Consider the following 21,655-nt stretch of genomic DNA (forward strand, 5'->3'; position numbering starts at 1 on the left):
CGCGCGGCTCAGGGAGCGGGGACGGGGCCGCCGGGCCGGAACCGCTCCACCCCGACGATGTGCCGCACCTTGACCGGACGCACGACCACCGCGACCCGCTGCACCCCGGGCATGATCCACTCGAAGCGCTCGCTGCCCAGGTACTTGCGGGCCAGCCGGTCCGTCCGGCTGCCCTGCGGCGCTCCGTCGGCGAACACGGTGCCGACGCCCAGCGCCCTCACCCGCTGGGCCGGTGGTGCACCTGGACGTCCAGGTCCGGCCACATCGTGGTCAGGCGCTGCAACTGGCTTTCCAACGGCATTCCCATCGAGCGCAGCGGGGCGTCCGGTCTGAAGTGGACGAGCGTCCCGGTGCTGCCGTCGGCCTCGGCGGGTTCGAGGCCGGTGACCGGGACGCCGCGCTCATAGCGTCGGGTCCAGGCTCCGTTGAGGCGACGGTTGGTGTGGACGAGCCATTCGCTGAGCGCCGCGACCACGGACATGCCCCGGCGCGGATGGCCGTCCGGAAGCAGTTCCGCGTCCGGGAAGTCGAAGAAGCGCAGGTCCTTGGTCGCCATGACGGGCTTCTTGACGGTCTGGCCGTGCTCGTCCGTTCGGGTATCGGTGCCCCGCCCGTCATCAACCGCGGACAAGGAGCCGTCCGGATGGAGAGTGACGAGGCAGCGCCCACCGCCCCTGCTGGACGCTTCGTCAGCGGCGTACGCCAGCACCTCGAGGAGAAGATGCCACGGGCCACCTGGCGCGAACTCCTCCGGAGCATGCCGGACGGATGCCAGGTGGTCCAGATCGACGACGCCGGACCAGTCGTGCGTGGTGTTGACCCATGAACTCCTGGAGACCTTCATCAGGCAAGTATCCGGTCGGCTCATGCACGGTCGATGACCGGCTACAGCCGGCGGAACACAGAGCTCAGCGTTTCGATCTCCTCGGCGGAGAGCTTGTCGGTGAAGTGCCGGCGTACCGCGGCGTCCAGGCCAGGGCCCACCGTGGTGATGGCCTGGCGTCCGGAGTCGGTGAGGGTGACGGTGACACCGCCGGCGCGTTCACGGGTGACGAGTCCGCGCTTGCCCATGCGGGTGAGCTGGTGGGAGACACGCGTGCGGTCCCAGCCGAGCGACGCGGCGAGCTCGCTCTGCCGCAGCGCGCCTCCCGCCTTGTCGAGGTTGACGAGGATCGTCAGGTCAGGCTCGGACAGCCCCGCCGCCTCGGCGGTGTCCGCGATCACGCGGGCCCGGACGATCTCGTGGGCCCGCTTGAAGGCGGACCAGAAGTCGACGGGCTCCGGCGCCGCGTCGCCCATGGGCTCGTCCGACTCGGCGTCGCCGTCCCTTTGCGTCGACCTTGGTGTTGACATATCAACGCGCCTCTTCCTAGTGTTGAAATGTCAACGCTAACAGCTCCGGTCGGTGGCCGCGCCTCAGGCAGCCACCATCGGCCGCGCCCGCCTGTCCCGCCACAGAAGGATCCATGCAGACCCGATTTCCAGGAACCGGCGACCCGCCGGCCGTCCCTCTCGCGCTGGGGTGCGCCGGAATGTCCGACCACACCGCCCCCGCCGACGAGGCGGACGCCGTCGCCACCATCCACACGGCCCTCGACGCCGGCGTCACCCTCCTCGACACCGCCGACTTCTACGGCATGGGCCACAACGAGGAACTCATCCGCCGCGCCCTGCGCAACGGCAGGCGTGGCAAGGCGCTCCTGAGCGTCAAGTTCGGCGGTCTGCGCGGCCCCGACGGTGCCTTCGTCGGCATCGAGGGCCGTCCGGCTCACGTCAAGAACGCGCTCGCCTACTCGCTGCGCCGCCTGGGCACCGACCACGTCGACATCTACCGCCCCGCCCGCCTCGACCCCGACACCCCGATCGAGGACACGATCGGCGCCATCGCCGAGCTGGTCCAGGCCGGGTACGTGCGCCGTGTCGGGCTCTCCGAGGTGGGGCCCAAGACCATTCGCCGCGCCCACGCCGTGCATCCGATCTGTGATGTCCAGATCGAATACTCCCTGTTCAGCCGGGGTCCCGAGACCAACGGCATCCTGGACACCTGCCGCGAGCTGGGGATCGGCGTCACCGCCTACGGGATCCTCGCGCACGGCCTGCTCACGGGCACGTACCGACGACCCGCCGGAGGTGATCCGCGGGCCCACTGGCTGCCCCGCTTCCACCCCGACAACCTCGCCACGAACCTCACCCTCGTCGACCGGCTGCGGCCGCTCGCCGACGCGCGGGGCATCAGCGTCGCGCAACTCGCCGCCGCCTGGGTCATCGCCCGGAGCCGCGAGCGCGGCACCATCGTGGCCGTTCTGGGCGCCCGCCGACCGCACCGTATCGAAGAGGCCCTGGCCGCGGCCGGCCTCGGCCTGACCGACACGGACCTCCGCGCGATCGAGGAGGCCGTCCCGGCCGACGCGGTGGCCGGGACCCGGTACGCCGCATCCCTCATGGCCCTGCTGGACAGCGAGCCATCCGGACAAGGAAGAGTCTTCGAATCGTGAACACATCTGAGTCACCGCTCGCCGAGCTTGCCCGGTCCGAGAAGCCGATCGGAGTAGGGATCGTCGGACTCGGGGCGCACGGGAGCTGGGCCGAGCGCGCTCACCTGCCGGCTCTGCGCGCCGTACCGGGTTATGAGCTGAGGGCTTTGAGCGCGAGCTCGCAGCAGTCGGCGAGGCGCTCCGGACAGACGCACGGGGTGTCCCGCACCTTCGGGACGGCGGCCGAACTGGCCGCCTGCGACGAGGTGGACCTCGTGGTCGTGGCGGTGAAGGTGCCGCACCACCGGGAACTGGTGCGGACGGCCCTGGACGCCGGCAAGAGCGTGCTGTGCGAGTGGCCCCTGGGCAACGGTCTGGCGGAAGCCGAGGACATGGCCCGGCAAGCACACGACCGCGCCGTACGGACCGTCGTCGGGCTTCAGGCGCGGTCGCACCCGGCCCTCGCCTACGTACGCCATCTCGTGGCGGACGGTTATGTCGGGGAGGTGTTGTCCACGACGGTCGTCGGCTCCGGTGGTGCCTGGGGCGCCACCGTCGGCCCGCGCGATCACTACGTGCTCGACGCCGCCAACGGCGCGACGCTGCTGACCATCCCCTTCAGTCACACCCTCGACGGACTCGCGTCCGTCCTGGGAGAGCCGGATGAACTGCGGATCCGACTGGCGTCGCGGCGTACGTCGGCCCTGGACACCGAGAGCGGACAGCCCGTGCCCATGACCGCCGCGGACCAGGTGACGGCCTCGGGACGGCTGCCGGGCGGCGCGGTGGCCACCTTCCACTACCGCGGCGGCATGTCGCGGGGCACCAACTTCCGCTGGGAGATCAACGGTACCGAGGGCGACCTCGTCCTCACCGCCCCGACCGGCCATCTCCAGCTCAGCCCGGTCACCCTCGAAGGCGGCCGCGCGGCGTCCACCGGACTCGCCCCCCTGACGGTGCCGGAATCGTACGTTCGCGTTCCCGCACTGGACCCCCGAGCGGACGCGCCCGCCTACGCGGTGGCTCACGCCTACCGGCAGTTCCTGGACGACCTGCGCCAGAACACGTCAGCTGTGCCCGACTTCGCTCACGGCGCCGCCCGGCACCGCAGCATCGCATCCGCCATGACGACGCCCTGACCGGACGTCAGCCGCAGGACAGCAGGCCGGCCTGCTGCTTGGCGGTCAGGACGCGATGGACACTCTGGTCCACCTGCGTGCGGAAGGCCGCGTCCTTCGCCATCCGGATCTGTACCGCTTTGGCCATGGCCGGGACCAGGTTCGGTTCGACGGTCAGGACCAGGTCTCCGCCGGCCGACAGGAAGTTCAGGGCGCGGCTGGCCGGGGGCACGGCCTTCACGGCCACCGCGTTCCCGAGGTCGTCGGAGATCACCACGCCCTTGAAGCCGAGGGCCTTGCGGAGCATGCCCTGGATCACCGTCGAGGAGAAAACGGCCTGATGCCGCGGGTCGATCTTGCTGTACGTGGCCAGAGAGACCATCACGAAGGGAGCGCCCGCCTTGATCCCCGAGCTGAACGGGATGATGCTCGAACTCTTGCTGGTCGTCACGGAGTCCACCACGTTCGCCGTGGTGTCGGTGTTGCCGCGGACGTAGCCGAGTCCCGGGAAGTGCTTGAGCGTGGCCAGTACGCCGGACTGGGCGAAGCCCGCCGCGAACGCGTTGCTGTGGGGCGTCACCGTAGCGGCCGTATGGCCGAACTCGCGGTCGAACCGGCCGATCGGACCGTTGTTCCTGCCCAGACTGGCCGGGACGACATCGGCGACGGGCGCGAGGTTCAGATTCACACCGGCCGCCTTGAGCTGATTCGCCCACGCGGCGGCCTGAGTGCGCAGCTTCGAGGGTGACCAGCTGCCCTGCACCAGGGCACTCGGCATGGTCGAGAACCCCGGGCCGGACAGCACTTGCACCCTGCCGCCCTCCTGGTCGGTGGACACCAGCAGGCCCACGCGATGCCCCGAGACGGTGTCGGCCTTCGCCTGTAGCCCGTCGACCAGGGCCTTGGTCGCCTTCGTCCCCGACGTACTCCGTCCCGCGAGGAAGACCGACCCGACGTGGTACTGGCGCAGCACCTGGATCCGTGTCTGGTCGGGCTTCGAGGCGGCAACGGCGCCCATGAAGAGCTGACCCACGCGTTGCGGGTCTGTCATCGCCCCGAAGACCTTGTCGACACAGGTCGCGGTCGCGCTCCCCTTCTCCGAAGCGGGTGTTCGGGGGACGACCGCGGCGTGCGAGGTGTGGGCGCCGCCCAGACTCGCGGCCGCCAGCGAAAGCGTCAGCAACGGGACGGGCCAGGCTGCCCGCTTCCCCCTCGGGCCATGGGACGGTGCCTGCCGCGACGACGTCATGCGGAGCCCCTTCCGGTACGCCGACCACGGACCGGGCACCACGTGCTCGGCCGTCGGCGGTGGTCACGCAGCCAGTACCACCAAACGTACATCCATCCGGCGGAGTCCGCCTCCGCAGTCGCGGACCTGTCGCACGCGACACCGGCGGCCTTTCGGCGGCCGGCTCCGGCAACTGACGCCGCGTCGAGAGGGTCCCGCTCACCGCACGGGCCCCGGCTGACTAGGGTTGTCCGGTGACGAGTAGCAACGCGACCCGCTCCCCTGTCCAGGACGGCACCCGCCCGGCAACAGCAGCCGATGACTGGCAGGAACGCCTCCGCCGATTCGGATACGTCGCGCGCCCCGGTACCGACATCCGCGAGCGTCTTGTTCCGCCCTTTCCGAAACCGCCGGTCCGTCCGTGGGAGCGCGCAGGTCTCGATCCGGCACGGGCGTACCGCGTCGCGAAGGCGATGGAATGGGTGGGGCCGGTGCTCGTCGCCCTCCTGGCCGGAGCGATCCGCTTCTGGCACCTCGGCCGGCCGCGGGACATCGTCTTCGACGAGACCTACTACGCCAAGGACGCCTGGTCGCTGCTCCAGCTCGGCTACGAGGGCACCTGGCCGGACCGCAAGATCGCCGACCCGCAGATACTCGGCCACCCCCAGGTGATCCCGCTCTCCGACGCCGGGGCCTTCGTCGCGCACCCGCCGACGGGCAAGTGGGTCATCGCCCTGGGTGAGTGGATGTTCGGCCTGACCCCGTTCGGCTGGCGCCTCATGACGGCGGCGCTGGGCACCCTGTCGGTGCTGATGCTGTGCCGAACAGGACGCCGCCTGTTCCGTTCGACACTGCTGGGCTGCCTGGCCGGCACGCTGATGGCGGTGGACGGTCTGCACGTGGTGATGAGCCGTACCGCGCTGCTGGACCTCGTCGTCATGTTCTTCGTCCTGGCGGCGTTCGGATGCCTGCTGGTCGACCGGGACCACGCACGAGCCAGGCTCGCGGCGGCCCTACCGGTCGGCGCGGACGGCCGTGCGCGCCCGGACTCGCGCACCGGTGACCATGCCGGCACGGGGGTGCGTCCCTGGCGGCTCGCAGCCGGCCTCTTCCTGGGACTGGCGGCTTCCACCAAATGGAACGGCCTGTATGTCCTGGCCTTCTTCATGCTCCTGACGGTGCTGTGGGACGTCGGCGCCCGCCGCGTCGCCGGGGCGCACCGCCCGTACCGGGCGGTGCTGCGCAAGGACCTCGGCTGGTCGTTCCTGTCCATGGTTCCGGTCGCCGTGCTGACCTATCTGGCGACATGGACCGGCTGGTTCCTGTCCGACGACGGCTACGGACGCCACTGGGCCGACGGCCGCGGCGGCACCTGGTCATGGATTCCCGCTCCGCTCCGCAGCCTGTGGCACTACGAGTACGGGGTCTACCAGTTCAACGTGGGGCTGCACGCCCCGCACAAGTACCAGTCCAACCCCTGGAGTTGGCTGGTCATGGGCCGCCCGGTGCTGTTCCACTACCAGTCACCGGCACCCGGACAGGACGGCTGCCACACGGCGACCAACTGCTCGCAGACGGTCCTCGCCCTCGGCACGCCACTCCTCTGGTGGTCGGCGTGCTGCGCCCTCGTGTACCTGCTCTACCGGTGGGCGCTGCGCCGTGACTGGCGCGCCGGCGCCATCCTGTGTGCGGTGGGGGCCGGTTATCTGCCCTGGTTCCTCTACCAGGACCGTACGATCTTCTCCTTCTACGCGGTCGTCTTCGTGCCCTTCCTGTGCCTGGCCGTGACGATGATGCTGGGAGCCTTGCCGGGTCCGCCGGGCGCGCCGAGGAAACGCCGCGCGGGCGGTGTGGTGGCCGCGGGTGTGCTCGTTCTGCTCATCGCATGGAACTTCATCTATTTCTTCCCGCTCTACACCGGGCAGACGATCCCGTACGCCGACTGGCACACCAGAATGTGGCTCGACACCTGGATCTGAGACCGGAACGCCGCCCAGCGCGGCCGGCCGGTGGGCACTGCCGCCCGGGGCTGGGGCGCCACCCGCGCCGCCGGTCCCGCCGCGAGCTCACGCGCTCTGGGCCTCGTCGGGCGCCATGCTCGCCAACGTCGTCGGTGTGCCGATCCTGCTCCCCACGATCGCCGTCGCCCGCAGTCGGCGCCGCCGCCCCGCGACCCCTGCCATCCAGCGCATCGAGGATGCCGACGCCGCGAGCAGCGAGGACGCTTGCTTTCCGGAACAAGTACCACCACCCATCGGAGAACATCTCATGCGCGCAACCCTCATGTACGGCGCCGGTGACGTCCGGGTCGAGGACGTCCCCGACTCCGTGCTCAAGCGGCCCACCGACGCACTGGTCCGGGTCACCGCGTCCTGCGTCTGCGGCAGCGACCTGTGGCCGTACGGCTCGATGCAGCCCGAGGACGGTCCCGCCCGGATGGGTCACGAGTTCATCGGCATCGTCGAGGACACCGGCTCGGAGGTGACCACCGTCAAGAAGGGCGACCTCGTCGTCGCTCCCTTCGCCATCTCCGACAACACCTGCGAGTTCTGCCGCGAGGGCCTGCACACCTCCTGCGCCAACGCCCAGGCCAACTTCTGGGACGGTGAGCCGGAAGAGGGGGGCCAGGCGGAGGCGGTCCGTGTCCCGCTCGCCGACGGCACCCTCGTCAAGCTCCCCGTAGCGGCGGACTCCGCCCTCGTCCCGTCCCTGCTGACGCTCTCGGACGTCCTCGGCACCGGCTACCACGCCGCAGTGGCGGGCGGGGTCGGCCAGGGGACCCGCGTCGCCGTGATCGGTGACGGCGCCGTCGGCCTGCTGGCGGTCCTGTCGGCCAAGCGCCTGGGCGCCGAACAGATCATCCTCATGGGACGCCACCAGGCGCGTACCGACCTCGGGCGCGAGTTCGGGGCCACCGATGTCGTCTCCGCCCGTGGCGAGGAGGGCATCGCCCAGGTCCGCGAGCTGACCGGTGGGCACGGCACGCACGTGGTCCTGGAGGCCGTCGGCAACATGCCCGCCTACGAGCAGGCCGTCGGCATCGTCCGCCCGGGCGGTGTCATCAGCCGGGTCGGCGTCCCGCAGTACGAGGAGGCGCCGATCGGCTTCGGCAGCCTCTTCCGCCACAACCTCCGCCTGGCCGGCGGACCCGCACCGGTCCGCGCCTACATCGAGGAACTGATGCCCGACATCCTCGACGGCACCATCGAGCCGGGGAAGGTCTTCGACGCCACCACCGGCCTCGACGGCGTCCCGGCCGGCTACCGGGACATGGCCGACCGCAAGAGCCTGAAGGTCCTCATCAGGCCCTGACGCCTCAGGGCGGACCTCGTCGGGGTGCGGCCCGATCCGCGCCCCCGGGCGAGCGGCGATCCCGTAGCCTCGCCTGTCATGAACGCAGCCGCAGACGCATATGCCGTGGCCAACCTGATCGCCAGGTACGCGGAGCTGGTCGACACCGGTGACTTCGCCGGCGTCGGAGCGTTGTTCGCCGACGCCGTGTTCATCGGAAGCGGTGCACCGGCCGAGGGCCGCGAGGCTGTCGAGAAGATGCTCCGGGACACCGTGATCCTCTACGAGGACGGCACGCCGCGCACCCACCATGCCACGACGAACATCGCGGTCGAGGTCCACGAGGAGACGGGCACCGCCACCGCGCGCTCCTACGTCACCGTCTTCCAGGCCGTGCCCGGACTGCCGTTGCAGCCCATCGCCGCTGGACGTTACAGCGACCGTTTCGAGCGCCACGACGGACAGTGGCGGTTCGCGGCGCGGCAGGTGCGAATCCACCTGGTGGGCGACGTGAGCCGCCACTTGCGTGCGTAGCGCACGAGACGACCGCCCGCCACGGTGTCACCTATCACACAATGTATGTGCTTTGGATACGGTGACCCCATGTCCTCGACGCCCGTCCACCGCCGCCGACCGACCCTCCTTCGCAATGGCACCAGCCACCCCGCCACCCGCATTGCCGTACTCGCCGTCACCGCCCACGCCGACCACGACCCCGACAGCGCCCAGGCCCTCGCCCGGCTCATCCAGGGTCGGCACACGGCCCTGAACGGACTGCTGGAGCCCTCCGGCGTTCAGTTCGACGACTACGAATTCACCCTGCTCACCACGCTGGAACGCAACTCCGCTTTGCCTCGGCCGGCCTAGGAGGTGTCCTTCCGCAGGTGCTCGGCGGAGGAGGTGCCGGGGATGAGGGCGATGTTCGGCGGCCGGCGCAGCAGCCAGGCGCTGTGCGGCGGTCACCGTGCTCAGCCCCAGGTGCCGGATCAGGCCCCGCTCGCGCAGCTCGGCCGGCGCGCCGAACTGCTCGGCCAGCAGGTTCATGGGCGGCTGGAAATCTGTCGTTCAGCGATCCGGAGGCTCTGGCGGGCAGCGTCAAGCTGATCGCCTCCCTGTGACGTGGTGGCCTCCAGCGCCGCTCCAGGAGGCGTCGGATCCCACGACCTGCGCGACGGCGATGACTGGGCCGACAGGGTACGGGAGGCGCTCGCCCCTCTCGGCCGCTGACCACCGCCGGGCCCGGAGGTTCGTCAGGCGGCTGAACCACATCCTCAAAGTGGCTGGCCTGAACGCCGCCGCCGGACAACTGCGCCGGCACCACGACCCAGCCACCCGTGCCGCCGCCGTTCAGGTCATGCCTGTGCCGAAGCCTCCAGGTCCGCCGACGGTTCGCGCTCCGGAGTGCGCCGCCAGGTGAGGATCCACGCCGCGGTCAGCAACGCGCCGAGCCCTGCCAGGGCCATCGCGCCGCCGGTGCCGCTCACCGCGGCGAACGCGCCGACGCAGACGGGGCCGAGGCCCTGCACAGTCATGTTGCCGGAGCCCAGCAGGCCGAACGCCTGGCCCTGGCCCCGTTCGGGAAGGGCGGCGAGGAACTCACGTTGCAGACCGAGGCCGTTGGCGAAGCCGCAGCCGGCGAGCAGCAGCAGTACGACGGAGAGCGGTCGGCCCGGATCGCCGGCGAAGCCGACCAGCGGCAGGCCCATCAGCACGATCAGGGGGACCACCATTCGTTCCCGTGCGGCCGGCCGCAGCCACCGTCCCACCACGAGGTCGCCCAGCAGCATGCCGACGGGCAGGCAGGCCATCAGCACCGCGTAGGAACCGGAGGGGAAGTGATGACTGCCCGCGTAGGCGACGATCAGCCCTTCTGCCCCGGCGACGAACGCACTCGGAAGCCACTGCGCGAACAGCAGTCGTCGGACCGGGCGGTGCCCCAGCAGTGCGCCCGTGCCACGCAGGCTCTTGCGCAACGCGCCGCCCCCCGGGGGGTTCCCGTCCGTCGGCTGTGCCGCGAGCCGTGGCAGCCGCAGCCGGACCGCCGCCGCGCAGAGCAGGTGCAGCGCGGCCCCCACCGCCAGTGCCGCGTGCGGGCCCACCGCCGCGACGGCGGCGCCGCCGAGCGTCAGGCCGAAGAGCTGCGCGCCGCTGGACGCCATGTTGTTGAGCGAGCGTCCCAGCACGTACGCGTCGCCGTTCAGCCAACGGGCGACGAGCTGTCCGGAGGCGCCGCTGAACACTGGGGTCGCCAGGGCGACCACGGAGACGACGGCGAGGCCCGCCGCGATCGGCATCCGCACCAGGGCGAGCAGGGCCGCCGCCACGCCCTCCAGCAGGTAGCCGCCGGCGATCAGCGCCCGGGGCGGAAGCCGGTCGGCCAGCGAGCCGAGCAGCAACGAGCCGAAGAGCTGCGGCAGGAAGCCCGCGCCGAAGGCCAGCGCGCTGAGCAGCGCGGAGCCGGTGCCGGCGAAGACCAGCGCCGAGAAGGTGGTGATGCGGAGCGAGTCGGCGATCACGCCGAGCATCCGGGTCAGGAAGAGCAGCCGGAAACGCGGCTCGGCGAGCACCTGGCGGTAGGTCGTGCGCGGCGTCGGGGCGGTGTGCGGAGGGGAGGCGGTGGTCATGGGCAGCAGCGTCGTGGAGGACTCCACCGCGAAGCGAAAGATTCGCCGGAGGACGTAAGGTCGGCTCTGACGCGGTCTACGGTGGAGGGGTGCTCCGTTTCACCGCCACCGCCGAGGACCTGCTGTGCAGCCGGTTCGCGCTCTCGCCGGCCTTCGAACTCTGCGGACTGCTGCGCCGGCTGAGCGGCCGGGACGCGGCGCTGCCGACCGACTGGGCGGTGCGACTCGCCCCGGGCTTCACGCGGCTGCGCGGCGAGACGTCGCTGGACGCGGTACTGGCCCTTCAGGCCAGCAGGGCGGGGGTCAACTTCGTCGCCCCGCCGCCGCGCGGTCTCACCCAGAGCTGGGCCGATGACCTCGCGGCGATCCGGGCCACGCCGATCGCCGTGGCGCGGGCGGAGATCGACGCCGTGCTGCGCACCCAACCGGTTCGTGATCCACGGGTCCGTGAGCTGCTGGAGTCGGACCGGGTGGTGGACGTGGTCGCCGACGTACTGGACCGCGCCTGGAACGAGTTGCTCGCCCCGGACTGGCCGCAGCTTCGGGCGGTCTGCGAACGCGACGTCGTGCACCGGGTGGGCGTGCTCGGCGAGCGCGGCTGGAAAGAGGCGATCGAAGGCCTCGAAGGAGCTCTGGCCTGGCAGGGACAGCATCTGTCGGTGCCGGTGCGCGCCCCGCACGAGGACGTGAGTCTCGCAGGAGAGGGACTGCTGCTGGTGCCCTCGGTGCTGGTCTGGCCCGCTGTGGCGGTCTTCCACGAGGAGCCCTGGCCGAAGGCCCTGATCTACCGGGCGCGCGGCACCTCCGTCCTGTGGGAGCGGGCGGCCCCCGATCCGGACACCCTGACGTCGCTCGCCGCACTGCTCGGACGGTCCCGGGCGCGCCTTCTGCTGGAGCTGGGCGTGCCGGCCAGCACCAGCCAGCTCGCCCGCAGCCTCGCGATGGCCCCCGGCGCGGTCGGCGATCACCTCACTGTGCTTCGTACGACCGGTCTGCTGGTACGCGCCCGATCCGGCCGCTCGGTGCTGTACCGGCGCACGGCGCTCGGGGACGCGCTGGTCGCCGGCGCGACACCGTCCGTGCCGGCGCGCACTTGATCAAGGCCTCAGGCGGTAATTCGGCGGACCGCGTCCACCAACCCGTCGACGTCCTCCGGCGCGGTCGCGAACGAGGTGACGAAGCGGACGACTCCCGGCTCCCAGCGGTCGTGGTAGAAGGCGTAACCCTCGGACAGGAGTCCGTCGATGACGCGCTGGGGCAGGCGGCAGAAGACGATGTTGGCCTCGACCGCGCCGGGGAAGCCGATGTCCGGCAGGGCCTTGAGTCCGTCTTGGAGCCGGGCGGCCATGGTGTTGGCGTGGGTCGCGTTGCGCAGCCACAGGTCGTCGGCGAGGTAGGCGTCGAACTGGGCGGCGTGGAAGCGCATCTTGGCGGCGAGCTGTCCGGCGCGCTTGGCGCGGAAGGAGAGTTCGGGGGTGAGGGAACGGTCGAAGACGACGATGGCGTCGGCGGTCATGGTGCCGTTCTTGGTGGCCCCGAAGGACAGCAGGTCGACGCCGGCCCGCCAGGTCATCTCGGCGGGGGTGCAGCCCAGCGCGGCGACGGCGCCGGCGAAGCGCGCACCGTCCATGTGAAGGCGCAGGCCCGCCTCCTTGGCGATGGGCCCGAGGGTGTGGAGTTCGTCGAGGGTGTAGACGGCGCCGGTCTCCGTGGCCTGGGTGATGCTCACCACGGACGGCTCCACGCTGTGCACGTCCCCTCGCTTGTGCCGGGCGGCCGCCCGCAGCGCCTCGGGGTCGATCTTCGCGTCGTCGCCGGGGAGCGGGACGAGCTTGGCGCCCGCGGTGTAGAACTCGGGCGCGCCGCACTCGTCGTTGTTGACGTGGCTGTCGCGGTGGCACAGGACACTGCCCCAGGGCGGGGTCAGGGCGGCCAGGCTCAGGGCGTTGGCCGCGGAGCCGGTGGAGACGAGCAGCACGTCGACGTCGTGCTCGAATATCTCGCACAGGCGGCGCCGGACGTCGGCGGTGGTGCTGTCGGCGCCGTAGGGTGCGGCCGGTCCGGACGCGGCACGGCTGACGGCGTCGAGGATCTGCGGGGCGGCCCCGGCGACGTTGTCGCTGGCGAAGGCGTGGGCGTAGGCAGTGGCGGTGGTCATGGTGTGGGCCTGGGCTTCCTTGGCGTTCAGCTGACGATGGGCGAGGCGATGACGACGGTGACGTCCGCCGGTTCGTCGTCGGTGCGGTAGATGTGGGGGGCGTCGCCGGCGAAGGCGAGCAGATCGCCCGCGGTGAGCAGGCGCGGGCTGTCGGTGGGACCGGCGGTCAGCCGGCCCGTGGCGACGAGCAGGTGCTCCACGGTGCCGGTCGCGTGCGGCACGCCCGCCAGCTCGGTGCGGGCAGGCATCCGCAGCCGCCAGATCTCCAGGCTGTGGCCGCTGCTGATCCGGCGCAGCAGTTCCCGGCCGACCTCGTCCCCGGCCAGTTCGGTGCCGGGGACGAAGACCGGGCCCGGTTCGGTGTCGCGGGTCAGCAGGTCGGTCAGTGGGATCCTGAGCGCGATCGCGAGCGCGTCCAGCGTCTCGATCGTCGGGTTTCCCCGGCCGGCCTCCAGTTGTGAGAGCGTCGCCTTGCTCAGTCCGGCCCGCCGCGCCAGCTCGGATCCGCTCATCCCGCGCTGTTCCCTGCGCCGGCGGATCTGCGCTCCGACGGCCGCGGCGGTGCTGCTCGTCGACTGCCCGGGCGGCGGAGTCATCGGCGTGGCCCGTGCGCGGCGGAGTACGACACACGGATGCGGCCCCGCTTGACCACGTGGGTATCGGCCTGCTCCGCGTACGTGTCATCCAGGTAGGTCCTGACCTGCGTCACGCTCTCCATACTCTCCATTATCTCCGTAATGATAAACGATGCGTTCACTATAACGAACACACCCAGGGGTGAGCGGCCCGTCGTCCAGGCCTGTGCCTGCTGTCAGCCCGTCGGGTGGGAGCCGGGAGTGTGGCCGAAGGTGCGGCGGAAGACGTCGATGAACGTGCTGGCGGACGACCAGCCGCATCGATGCGCCACCGTGGTCACCGGCGTCCTGTCGGCCAGTAGGACCAGGGCGTGGTGGAGACGCAGTTGGGTGCGCCACTGCGGGAAGGTCATGCCGAGATCCCTGCGGAACAACCGGGACAGGGTGCGATCGCTCGCCCCGACCTCACGGCCGAGTTCGGCCAGTGTGCGGTCGTCACCCGGATCGGCTCGCAGGATGTCGCACAGGGCCCGCAGCAGCGGCGCGGTGGGGGCGGGCAGGTGCAGTGGCTGCTGGGGCGAGGCCTTCAGCTGGTCCAGCAACACGGCGCGCAGCCGGGCCCGTTCGGGGCTGCCGTCGTCCTCGGTGCGTGTGTCGGCGATGATCAGCTCGCGCAGCAGCGGGCCGACCGCCAGCACGGTCGGCGCGTCGAGGCCGAGCGGGTTCTCGGTCGCCGGGAGCCCCACCAGGTGCAGTTCGAGCTCGCCGTGGGCCCGGTGTGCGTGCACGGTGCCGGCAGGTACCCAGATGGCCCGATCACCCGGGGCGACCCAGGATCCCGCGCCGGTCGTGACGGCCAGGACCCCTCGGCCGGCGTAGACGATCTGGTGGTCGTCATGCCGGTGGGCGTCGATCGCGCCACCGGAGGCCAGCCATCGGGTGCGGGTCGGGGCGACCGGCATGTGGCGGAATTCCGTCATCGGTTGGCAGTTTACCGGAAGCGCGACACGGTGCCGGGCTCGGAACATGGCCGGGTGCGAAGGAACCCAACGATCTCTCTGCTGGCCATCGGCCACGCCTGCGTCGACGTCTACCAGGGCGCCGTGGCGGCCCTGGTGCCGTTCTTCGTCGCCGAACGCGGCTACACCTACGCGGTTGCCTCAGGCATCGTGCTGGCCGCTTCCGTACTGTCGTCGGTGGCACAGCCGGTGTTCGGCGCGCTCACCGACCGCTGGGCGATGCCCTGGCTGCTGCCGGCCGGCACACTGCTGAGCGGTGCCGGCATCGCCCTGAGCGGACTGAGCGGCTCCTACCCGCTCACCCTCGTGTTCGTCGCGGTATCGGGGCTCGGCGTGGCCGCCTACCACCCCGAATCCGCCCGCACGGCCCGCATGGCCGGTCAGGGCCGACACAGCGCGATGGGCGTGTTCTCCATGGGCGGCAACATCGGCTTCGCGCTGGCCCCGGTCATGGTCACCGCCGTCGTGGCGACCGGAGGACTGAGCTGGACACCACTGCTGGCACTGCCTTCCCTCACCGGTGCCGTGATGTGCCTGCCCGTGCTGCGCGCCCTGCGGCAGAGGCGGGCCGCCGGAGCCGGTACGCCGGTGCCGGCCGGGAGCGACGACACCGCCTCCTTCGTGAAGCTGTCGCTGGCCGTGGTGTTCCGGTCGATCGCCTACATCGGTCTGAGCACCTTCATCTCGCTGTACGTCCAGCAGCGCACGGGCGGCGGCACGGCCTCGGGCACCGCGGCCCTGTTCGTGCTCTACCTCGGCGGCGGGATCGGCTCGGTGCTGGGCGGGTTGCTGGCGGGCCGCTGGGGCCGGGTGACGGTGTCCAGTTGGTCGTACGTGATCGCGGCCGCGGCCGTCGCGGGCGTGGTGTGGGTGCCGGGCCCGGCCGTCTACCCGTTCGTGGCGCTGACTTCCACCTGCCTGTATGTGCCCTTCTCCCTACAGGTCACGCTCGGCCAGGACTATCTGCCCTCGCGGGTGGGCACCGCCAGCGGGATCACCCTCGGCCTGACCGTCAGCGTCGGAGGCCTGGCCGGCCCCGCCATCGGCAGCCTCGCCGACGCCACGTCCCTGCACACCGCCCTGACGCCTCTTGTCCTGCCGCCGGTGCTGAGCTGGCTGCTGTTCCGCACCCTGCCCGAACCCGGCGCGCCGCAACCTCGGGCTGAGGCGTCCGCGAAGGCGACGCCGGTGTGACCGGTGTCGGGTCCACGGCGCCGAACCGCCCGGCAGTCGACCCGTCGCCTCGGCGGGCACAATGGCCGCGCCTCGTGACCGGACCCTGCAGGCGAAGGCGAGTTCACTGCCTGGCGCCGATCGAGGCCCTGCCCGCGCTCGTGGAATCGGTGCGCCCTGCCGGGCTCGAGATCGACTTCGGCACCACCGGCACACCCGCCGAACTGCGCATCGCCTGGGAGCCGGAGCGCGAGCGGCTCACCGTACGGCTGTGCGACGACGGGCCGCGGCCCGACGGTGAGCCGGTACGGCCGCCGGTCGCGGCGCGGTGCCTTCTTCGCCGAGGTGCGCGACTTGACGACGCCTTGGGGGACCGTTCCCTGCGCTTTCAGGATCCACGTCGCGACAGCACGGCTCCTCCCGTAGGCCCAATCCGGCGGCCGTGGCGGGGCGTTCACTGGTGTTGCCCGCGGCGGCCGTGATTTGCTGGCCCCATGACCGTGCTCGTGACCCGCCGCCACGTCGACTACGTGCGCGTCACGACGACGGCCTGTTCCGCCGGACGGTGACACCGCGCTCCGGGCGCCCCACCGCAACCTTCCGGCTCCGTTCGTGCCGCTGCACCCTCAACCGTCCATGACGGTCGTCCCGCGCCAAGAGCACGCACCGCGCCGGCCCCGGTCCACGAACGCCTGACCGCCGCCCGCGAGCGGCACCCCCTGGTTGAGAGGAACACCGCATGCGCGCATACGGATTCAAGTCGAACGGCGGCCCCGAGGTCCTGGAGGAGATCGAGGCGCCGACACCCGCGCCGGGTCCCGGGCAGGTGCTGATCGAGGTCGCGTACGCCGGGGTGAACTTCGCCGAGGTGCAGCACCGGCGTGGCGAGTTCGGCGAGCCCGATGGGCACGGCGGGTACGACGTGCCCGGCCTGGAGGTCTCCGGCACGGTCGTCGCCCTCGGCACCGGGGCGAGAGGACCCGCCGTGGGTGAGCGAGTCGCCGCCTACCTGCCGTCCTTCGGGGGCTACGCCGAATTCGCCGTGGCCGACGCGGACTTCGTCCGGCCGGTGGGCACGCTCCCGTCGGCGCACGCGGCGGGAGTGCCGTGCGTGTATCCGACGGCCTACGGGGTGCTGGCCGACGCGGGACGGCTGCGCGACGGCGAGACCGTGCTGATCCATGCCGCCGCGGGCGGGGTCGGCTCGGCCGCGGCGCGGATCGCGCGTGCACTGGGCGCGGGCCTCGTCCTGGGCACAGTGGGCTCCCCCGAGAAGCGGGAACTGGCCGACGCCCTGGGCTACGACGCGTTGTTCGCCCGCGAAGGCTTCACTGACGCGGTCCTGGAGGTCACCGGGGGGCGCGGGGTGGACCTGGTGCTGGACCCGGTCGGCGGGACCGTGCGCCGGGCGAGTCTGGGGGCGCTGGCGCCGTTCGGCCGGGTCGTGGTCTACGGGGACCTCGGACGCCACGCGGACTGGACGGCGGACGTGTGGGACCTGTGGAAGAACAACCGCGGCATCGCCGGGTACAACATCGGCGACGTCGCCCGCCGCTCCCCCGCCACGATCGGCGAGCACTTGTCGAGGGCGCTGTCCGCCCTCGCCTCCGGAGAGCTTCCCTACGATCCTCCGACCGTCGTCCCGTGGGCGGAGGCAGCCGAGGTCCACCGGAGCTTCGAGGCCGGAGGCACCCGCGGCAAGACGGTGCTCGAGATCGGCGGACCAGGCACCGTGTGAAAGCGCGTGAGCGACGACGCTTGGTCTGCACCATTGACATGCACGCGCCCCGGACCTTCAATGCGGCATCCACCTACGCCATCTGGCAGACCTCCGACTCAGAAACCTTCCCGGTGGCCAGGACCTGTTCCACCGGCCGGCGCCTGGCCGGTGGTCCAGCAGGGCTACGCCGGCCAGCAGCTGACCACCAGCCAGTACCTGCTCGACGCCCGGCGCGTCGCTGTCGGTCGACGGCTCCTTCGGCACGGCCACCCGCGACGCCGTCGTCGCCTTCCAGACCCGCAACCAGCTGACGTCTGACGGCATCGTCGGCCCCGACACTTGGCTCGTGAACTGATTTTCCGTCATGACCGGTCGCCGGCCGCGGTCAGCTCCGGGTGGGCCAGCCACAGATCGGGGCCGAAGACCTCGTAGCGGATGTGGCGTGCGGGGACGCCGGCGTGCAGCAGCTGGGTGCGCACGGCGCGCATGAAGGGCAGTGAGCCGCACAGGTAGACCTCGGCGTCAGCGGGCAGGTCCAGGTCGGCGAGGTCCATCAGTCCGTCGCGGGCGCCGGACTCACCGGCGGCGTCCTGCTCGTACCAGAACTGGGCCCGGGCGCCCGGCAGTTCCCCGAGGGCGCGGTCCGTGTCCGCGCGCAGCGCGTGCTCGGCCGGAGAGCGGTCGGCGTGCAGCACCCGTACCGGGCGGGTCGCTCCGGTGGCCGCGAGGTGTTCGAGCATGCCGACCATCGGGGTGCAGCCGATGCCCGCGGAGACCAGCAGGAGCGGCGTGTCGGCGTCGTCGAGCACCACGTCGCCGAAGGGGGCCGACAGCGACAGTTCGTCGCCCGCCCGCACGGTGCGGTGCAGCTGGTTGGACACCTCGCCCTCGGGGGCGTCCGCCACGCTCGCGACTCGTTTGACCGTGATGCGCCGTGTCCGCTCGCCGGGCGCGTTGGACAGGCTGTACTGGCGCGTCTGGTGGACGCCGTCGGGCATGAGCGCCCGGACGCTGACGTACTGCCCGGCCCGGGCCGGCGGCATGGGACCGCCGTCGGCCGGGCACAGCAGGAAGGAGACCACGTCCGCCGTCTCCTCCCGCCGCTCCACCACGGTCCACTGCCGCCAGGGCTTGCGGGGGTCGACCTGCGCCTGCTGGTAGAGACGGGCCTCCTGGGCGATGAGTGCGCCGGCCATCAGCCAGTACACCTCGTCCCAGGCCGCGGCCACCTCGGCGGTGACCGCCTCGCCCAGCACATCGGCGATGGCACGGAACAAGTAGTCCTGCACGATCGTGTACTGGTCCTCGGTCACCCCGAGGGCGGCGTGCTTGTGGGCGATCCGGGCCAGGAGGGCGTCCGGGCGGCCCTCGGGGTTTTCCAGCAGGCTCTGAGCGAAGGCCGCGATGGATCCGGCCAGGGCCCTGCGCTGTTCGCCACTGGCCTGGTTGCCTCGGTTGAACAGGCCGTCCAGGAGTCCGGGCCGTTCGGCGAACATGGTGCCGTAGAAGCGTGCCGTGATCTCGTCCAGGGCCCCGCCCACGGCGGGCAGGGTGGCACGGACGACGGCGGCCGACTCGGGCGAAAGCATGCGTCTCCCTCTGCGGGTGCGGGTGTACAGCGACGTGGAGGTGCCGGCCGGGCACCTGGCGGATCCGGCCGACTCATCGATCATCGCGCCGGCCTCGTCGGCCCCGACAGGGCCGAACATCGCGGAGGACAGGGACTATCGGCCCAACGTCGGTTGCGACGAGGCGAGGAGTGCCAGTTCCTCCTGCGAGAGCCGCAGCGCGCCGGCCGCGATGTTCTGCGCAAGGTGGCCAGGGTCGCCGGTCCCCGGTATGCCCAGCACATGTGGTCCCTGGTGCAGGGTCCAGGCCAGACGGACCTGTGCGGCGGAAACCCCGTGTGCGCGGGCGACGGCGCGCACCTCCTCGCTGTCCTGGGCGGCCGGCCCCGCCTCGCGCCCAGATCCGGCGATCGCGAAGAACGGAACGAAGGCGATGCCGAGTTCGCCGCAGTGGCTGAGCAGAGCCCGGTCCTCGCTCGACGCGCCGATTCCGTACGGGTTCTGCACGCAGACGACAGGGGCGATGGCGAGGGCCTCGGCCAGTTGCCCGGACGTGACGTTGGAGATGCCCAGGTGCCGGATCAGTCCCGCGTCGCGCAGTTCGGCCAACGCGCCGAAGTGCTCGCCGACCGAGCCCGTCCGCCGGCTCGGTGGCACGCGCAGGTTCACCACGTCCAGGTGATCCCGGCCGAGTTGCCGCAGGTTCTCCTCCACCTGGCCACGCAACTGCGCGGGTGTGGCCCACCACCACGCGCCCGAGGAGTCACGGCCGGGCCAGACCTTGGTCGTGATGACCAGCTCCGCCGGGTACGGGGCCAGTGCCCGGTTGATCAGCTCGTTCGCGGAACGCGTCGCCGAGAAGTAGAAGGCGGCGGTGTCGATGTGGTTCACACCGAGCTCAACGGCCCTCCGGAGCAGGCCGATCGACTGCTCGCGGGCACGCGGTGCGCCGTGGTCGAAAGGCGCGGTACCGGTCAGACGCATCGCGCCGAACCCGAGGCGGTTGACGACCAGATCACCGAGTCGCCACGTACCCGCGGCCGCGGCGGCGTTCGTTCGTAGGCTCATGAGAAGGGTCTCCTCGTGCGAAGTGGGGTGGGGAAAGCGGTGGCTGAACACGCGACGAGTCCAGGTCTCTCGGCGGTCAGGCGGCTTCGAAGCGGGTCCACCAGTGCCGGGGCGCGTCGGCCCGGGCATGAAAAAAGCCTCCCCGGCGGATAGCGGTCCGCGCCGAGAAGGCTCGTGTGTGTCATCAATCTAGCAGGCCGGGCGAGGCGTATGCCGGCGGGGGACGCAGGCTGCGTCGCGGAGCCCGCCGGCTCCGGCGGGCCGGCTCTCGCTCGAACTTGCCTGACACAGTCGCTGGGACGTGTCAGCGCGCGGTGACCGCATAGCCGGCGAGCGCTCGGTTGCCGCGCGGCTTGGCGACGGCCCGCAGAACGTCGGCCTGGCTCAGGACGAGCTGTCGTACGGGCTCGGGCAGCGCGGCCAAGCGCTCCTCCGTTCCGGCCAGGTCGAGGCAGGCGGCGATTTCCCAGTCGCCGTCCTGAAGCTGACCGGTGTCGACCGGCCCGTTGCCGTCGGCCGTCCAACCGGCCTCGGGCAGGAGCCGTAGCAGCGCCTCACGGGAGAAGGGCGTGCGTACGTTGCCCTCGCCGTGCGATCCTGCGGCCTCGATCTGTCCCTGGATCAGCACGGCGAGGAGGTGCGCCAGCTGGTCGCCGGAGGCGGGCGTCAAGTCCCACTCCGTGAACCACAGCCGCCGCGCCCACTGTCGTACCCGGGCCAGTGTGTCTCGCAGTTGCCCGAGCGAGCCGAAGTACCAGGAGCAGTGGGCGAGCACCACGTAGTCGAAGGCGCCTTCGGGGAAATCGACCGATGGGTCGAGGACGTCCGTGCCGAAGCGGAAGTCGATGCGCGGCCCGAGGGGGCTCTCCGCGAGCCGGGCCGCCGATTCCCCGAGCGTGACCGGTGCCCCGTAGGAGGGCTCGGCCACGTCGACAGCCACCACGCGCCCCTCGGGTCCGACCGCCTCTGCGAGGACGGCGGTCATGTCGCCTTGACCGCAGCCCAGTTCGAGCACGGTTGAGCCCGGCGCGATGTGCCAGCTCGCCACCAGTGCGGCCCGGTGGCGCGTCTGGGACAGCTGGATGTCCAGGCCGTGCTCGGCGGCGGCCATGCCGGCCGCGAGCGAAGGGGCCTTGGACCGGAGATCGGAGTGGTTCACAGAATCCTTACTGGTGATCGACGACCGACGCGGGCCCATGGTAAACGCCGCAGCGGCAGGGCGCCCGGCCTCACGGGCGCCGTCCTGGCAAGATGACGGCATGGAACGTGTGCTTGGAATCGGTGGGTATTTCATGCGGGCGGCCGACCCGGCGTCCCTGAGCGCGTGGTACCGCGACTGCCTGGGCCTGGACGCCGATGAGCACGGCCTGTGGCGTCAGGAGGCCGGGGCGACGGTGTTCGCGGCGTTCGAGTCCGGGACCGACTATTTCGGGGCCCGCGCCCAGCAGACCATGCTCAACTTCCGGGTCCGCGACCTGGACGCGATGCTCGCGCAACTGCGCGCCAAGGGAGCGGACGTGGCCGAGGAAACGCAGGACATGGACGGTGTCGGCCGATTCGGCTGGGTCACCGATCCCGAGGGCAATCGGGTCGAGCTCTGGCAGCCCGCCTGACGTCCTCATTGTCGTCCCCCGGAGGC

General features: G+C 71.5%; 24 protein-coding genes. 12 read left to right on the forward strand and 12 right to left on the reverse strand.

Features of this window, described 5'->3' with window-relative positions:
• Positions 1 to 8 precede the first annotated feature (8 nt).
• Genes ACFY01_RS24655 through ACFY01_RS24665 form a run of 3 tightly spaced genes read right to left on the reverse strand, consistent with a single transcriptional unit; the run spans position 9 to position 1,299 of the window.
• The gene (locus tag ACFY01_RS24655; RefSeq protein WP_390737879.1) at positions 9 to 221 is read right to left on the reverse strand and encodes a hypothetical protein; all 213 of its coding nucleotides are present in this window, start codon (positions 219 to 221) and stop codon (positions 9 to 11) included.
• Positions 218 to 844, reverse strand: a complete 627-nt coding sequence (locus ACFY01_RS24660; RefSeq protein ID WP_390737880.1) for an ATP-binding protein — start codon at positions 842 to 844, stop codon at positions 218 to 220. The genes ACFY01_RS24655 and ACFY01_RS24660 overlap by 4 nt, the downstream gene beginning before the upstream one ends.
• A gap of 41 nt (positions 845 to 885) precedes the next feature.
• A complete protein-coding gene (locus ACFY01_RS24665; protein ID WP_390737943.1) occupies positions 886 to 1,299 on the reverse strand; it encodes a MarR family winged helix-turn-helix transcriptional regulator in 414 nt (137 codons plus the stop codon).
• A 167-nt stretch (positions 1,300 to 1,466) separates the two neighbouring features.
• Between ACFY01_RS24665 and ACFY01_RS24670 the strand changes: the two genes are divergently transcribed.
• On the forward strand, positions 1,467 to 2,495 hold the full coding sequence (locus tag ACFY01_RS24670) for an aldo/keto reductase (RefSeq protein ID WP_390737881.1): 1,029 nt from the start codon (positions 1,467 to 1,469) through the stop codon (positions 2,493 to 2,495).
• On the forward strand, positions 2,492 to 3,613 hold the full coding sequence (locus ACFY01_RS24675; RefSeq protein WP_390737882.1) for a Gfo/Idh/MocA family protein: 1,122 nt from the start codon (positions 2,492 to 2,494) through the stop codon (positions 3,611 to 3,613). Before ACFY01_RS24670 ends, ACFY01_RS24675 begins: the two co-directional genes overlap by 4 nt.
• A 7-nt stretch (positions 3,614 to 3,620) precedes the next feature.
• Here ACFY01_RS24675 and ACFY01_RS24680 read toward each other — a convergent pair whose 3' ends face one another.
• Complete coding sequence (locus ACFY01_RS24680) at positions 3,621 to 4,841, reverse strand: glycoside hydrolase family 3 N-terminal domain-containing protein (RefSeq protein WP_390737883.1); 1,221 nt, start codon at positions 4,839 to 4,841, stop codon at positions 3,621 to 3,623.
• Positions 4,842 to 5,074: 233 nt separating this feature from the next.
• Here ACFY01_RS24680 and ACFY01_RS24685 point away from each other — a divergent pair, with 233 nt between their 5' ends.
• From ACFY01_RS24685 to ACFY01_RS24705, 5 genes are all read left to right on the forward strand, one after another.
• Positions 5,075 to 6,799 carry a dolichyl-phosphate-mannose--protein mannosyltransferase gene (locus ACFY01_RS24685; RefSeq protein WP_390737884.1) on the forward strand — a complete coding sequence of 575 codons (1,725 nt, stop codon included), beginning with the start codon at positions 5,075 to 5,077 and terminating at the stop codon, positions 6,797 to 6,799.
• A gap of 289 nt (positions 6,800 to 7,088) precedes the next feature.
• Positions 7,089 to 8,132, forward strand: coding sequence for a zinc-dependent alcohol dehydrogenase family protein (locus ACFY01_RS24690; protein ID WP_390737885.1), 1,044 nt, complete (start codon positions 7,089 to 7,091; stop codon positions 8,130 to 8,132).
• Between the two features lie 78 nt (positions 8,133 to 8,210).
• Entirely contained in the window at positions 8,211 to 8,645 is a 435-nt protein-coding gene (locus ACFY01_RS24695; protein ID WP_390737886.1) for a nuclear transport factor 2 family protein, read from the forward strand.
• A gap of 69 nt (positions 8,646 to 8,714) precedes the next feature.
• Complete coding sequence (locus ACFY01_RS24700; protein WP_390737887.1) at positions 8,715 to 8,978, forward strand: hypothetical protein; 264 nt, start codon at positions 8,715 to 8,717, stop codon at positions 8,976 to 8,978.
• 42 nt (positions 8,979 to 9,020) lie between these two features.
• Positions 9,021 to 9,215, forward strand: a complete 195-nt coding sequence (locus tag ACFY01_RS24705) for a hypothetical protein (protein WP_390737888.1) — start codon at positions 9,021 to 9,023, stop codon at positions 9,213 to 9,215.
• A gap of 248 nt (positions 9,216 to 9,463) precedes the next feature.
• Here ACFY01_RS24705 and ACFY01_RS24710 read toward each other — a convergent pair whose 3' ends face one another.
• Entirely contained in the window at positions 9,464 to 10,735 is a 1,272-nt protein-coding gene (locus ACFY01_RS24710; RefSeq protein ID WP_390737889.1) for an MFS transporter, read from the reverse strand.
• An 89-nt stretch (positions 10,736 to 10,824) separates the two neighbouring features.
• On the opposite strand from ACFY01_RS24710, the gene ACFY01_RS24715 reads away from it, so the two are divergent.
• Positions 10,825 to 11,832 carry a winged helix-turn-helix domain-containing protein gene (locus ACFY01_RS24715; protein ID WP_390737890.1) on the forward strand — a complete coding sequence of 336 codons (1,008 nt, stop codon included), beginning with the start codon at positions 10,825 to 10,827 and terminating at the stop codon, positions 11,830 to 11,832.
• 8 nt (positions 11,833 to 11,840) lie between these two features.
• Here the strand turns inward: ACFY01_RS24715 and ACFY01_RS24720 are convergent, their stop codons facing one another.
• The 4 genes from ACFY01_RS24720 to ACFY01_RS24735 form a co-directional block, all read right to left on the reverse strand.
• Positions 11,841 to 12,893, reverse strand: coding sequence for a threonine aldolase family protein (locus tag ACFY01_RS24720; RefSeq protein ID WP_390737891.1), 1,053 nt, complete (start codon positions 12,891 to 12,893; stop codon positions 11,841 to 11,843).
• A gap of 26 nt (positions 12,894 to 12,919) precedes the next feature.
• Positions 12,920 to 13,489 (reverse strand): helix-turn-helix domain-containing protein, encoded by a 570-nt coding sequence (locus tag ACFY01_RS24725; RefSeq protein WP_390737892.1) that lies wholly within the window; start codon positions 13,487 to 13,489, stop codon positions 12,920 to 12,922.
• Positions 13,486 to 13,611 carry a hypothetical protein gene (locus tag ACFY01_RS24730; protein WP_390737893.1) on the reverse strand — a complete coding sequence of 42 codons (126 nt, stop codon included), beginning with the start codon at positions 13,609 to 13,611 and terminating at the stop codon, positions 13,486 to 13,488. Before ACFY01_RS24730 ends, ACFY01_RS24725 begins: the two co-directional genes overlap by 4 nt.
• Positions 13,612 to 13,704: 93 nt before the next feature.
• Positions 13,705 to 14,448, reverse strand: coding sequence for an AraC family transcriptional regulator (locus ACFY01_RS24735; protein WP_390737894.1), 744 nt, complete (start codon positions 14,446 to 14,448; stop codon positions 13,705 to 13,707).
• A gap of 54 nt (positions 14,449 to 14,502) precedes the next feature.
• Here ACFY01_RS24735 and ACFY01_RS24740 point away from each other — a divergent pair, with 54 nt between their 5' ends.
• From ACFY01_RS24740 to ACFY01_RS24750, 3 genes are all read left to right on the forward strand, one after another.
• Positions 14,503 to 15,681, forward strand: a complete 1,179-nt coding sequence (locus tag ACFY01_RS24740; protein WP_390737895.1) for an MFS transporter — start codon at positions 14,503 to 14,505, stop codon at positions 15,679 to 15,681.
• Between the two features lie 718 nt (positions 15,682 to 16,399).
• Entirely contained in the window at positions 16,400 to 17,398 is a 999-nt protein-coding gene (locus ACFY01_RS24745; protein ID WP_390737896.1) for a zinc-binding alcohol dehydrogenase family protein, read from the forward strand.
• A gap of 220 nt (positions 17,399 to 17,618) precedes the next feature.
• Positions 17,619 to 17,735, forward strand: coding sequence for a peptidoglycan-binding protein (locus tag ACFY01_RS24750; RefSeq protein ID WP_390737944.1), 117 nt, complete (start codon positions 17,619 to 17,621; stop codon positions 17,733 to 17,735).
• Between the two features lie 7 nt (positions 17,736 to 17,742).
• On the opposite strand, the gene ACFY01_RS24755 is transcribed toward ACFY01_RS24750, so the two are convergent.
• The 3 genes from ACFY01_RS24755 to ACFY01_RS24765 all read right to left on the reverse strand — a co-directional run bounded on the left by ACFY01_RS24755 (position 17,743) and on the right by ACFY01_RS24765 (position 21,175).
• Positions 17,743 to 18,969: a globin domain-containing protein gene (locus ACFY01_RS24755; protein ID WP_390737897.1), complete on the reverse strand. Its 1,227-nt coding sequence runs from the start codon at positions 18,967 to 18,969 to the stop codon at positions 17,743 to 17,745.
• 135 nt (positions 18,970 to 19,104) lie between these two features.
• A complete protein-coding gene (locus ACFY01_RS24760) occupies positions 19,105 to 20,016 on the reverse strand; it encodes an aldo/keto reductase (RefSeq protein WP_390737898.1) in 912 nt (303 codons plus the stop codon).
• Between the two features lie 304 nt (positions 20,017 to 20,320).
• Positions 20,321 to 21,175, reverse strand: coding sequence for a class I SAM-dependent methyltransferase (locus ACFY01_RS24765; RefSeq protein ID WP_390737899.1), 855 nt, complete (start codon positions 21,173 to 21,175; stop codon positions 20,321 to 20,323).
• 100 nt (positions 21,176 to 21,275) lie between these two features.
• Between ACFY01_RS24765 and ACFY01_RS24770 the strand changes: the two genes are divergently transcribed.
• Positions 21,276 to 21,629: a VOC family protein gene (locus tag ACFY01_RS24770; protein ID WP_390737900.1), complete on the forward strand. Its 354-nt coding sequence runs from the start codon at positions 21,276 to 21,278 to the stop codon at positions 21,627 to 21,629.
• The last annotated feature ends 26 nt before the right edge of the window (positions 21,630 to 21,655 follow it).

Source organism: Streptomyces sp. NPDC001480, assembly GCF_042894725.1.
GTDB lineage: Bacteria > Actinomycetota > Actinomycetes > Streptomycetales > Streptomycetaceae > Streptomyces.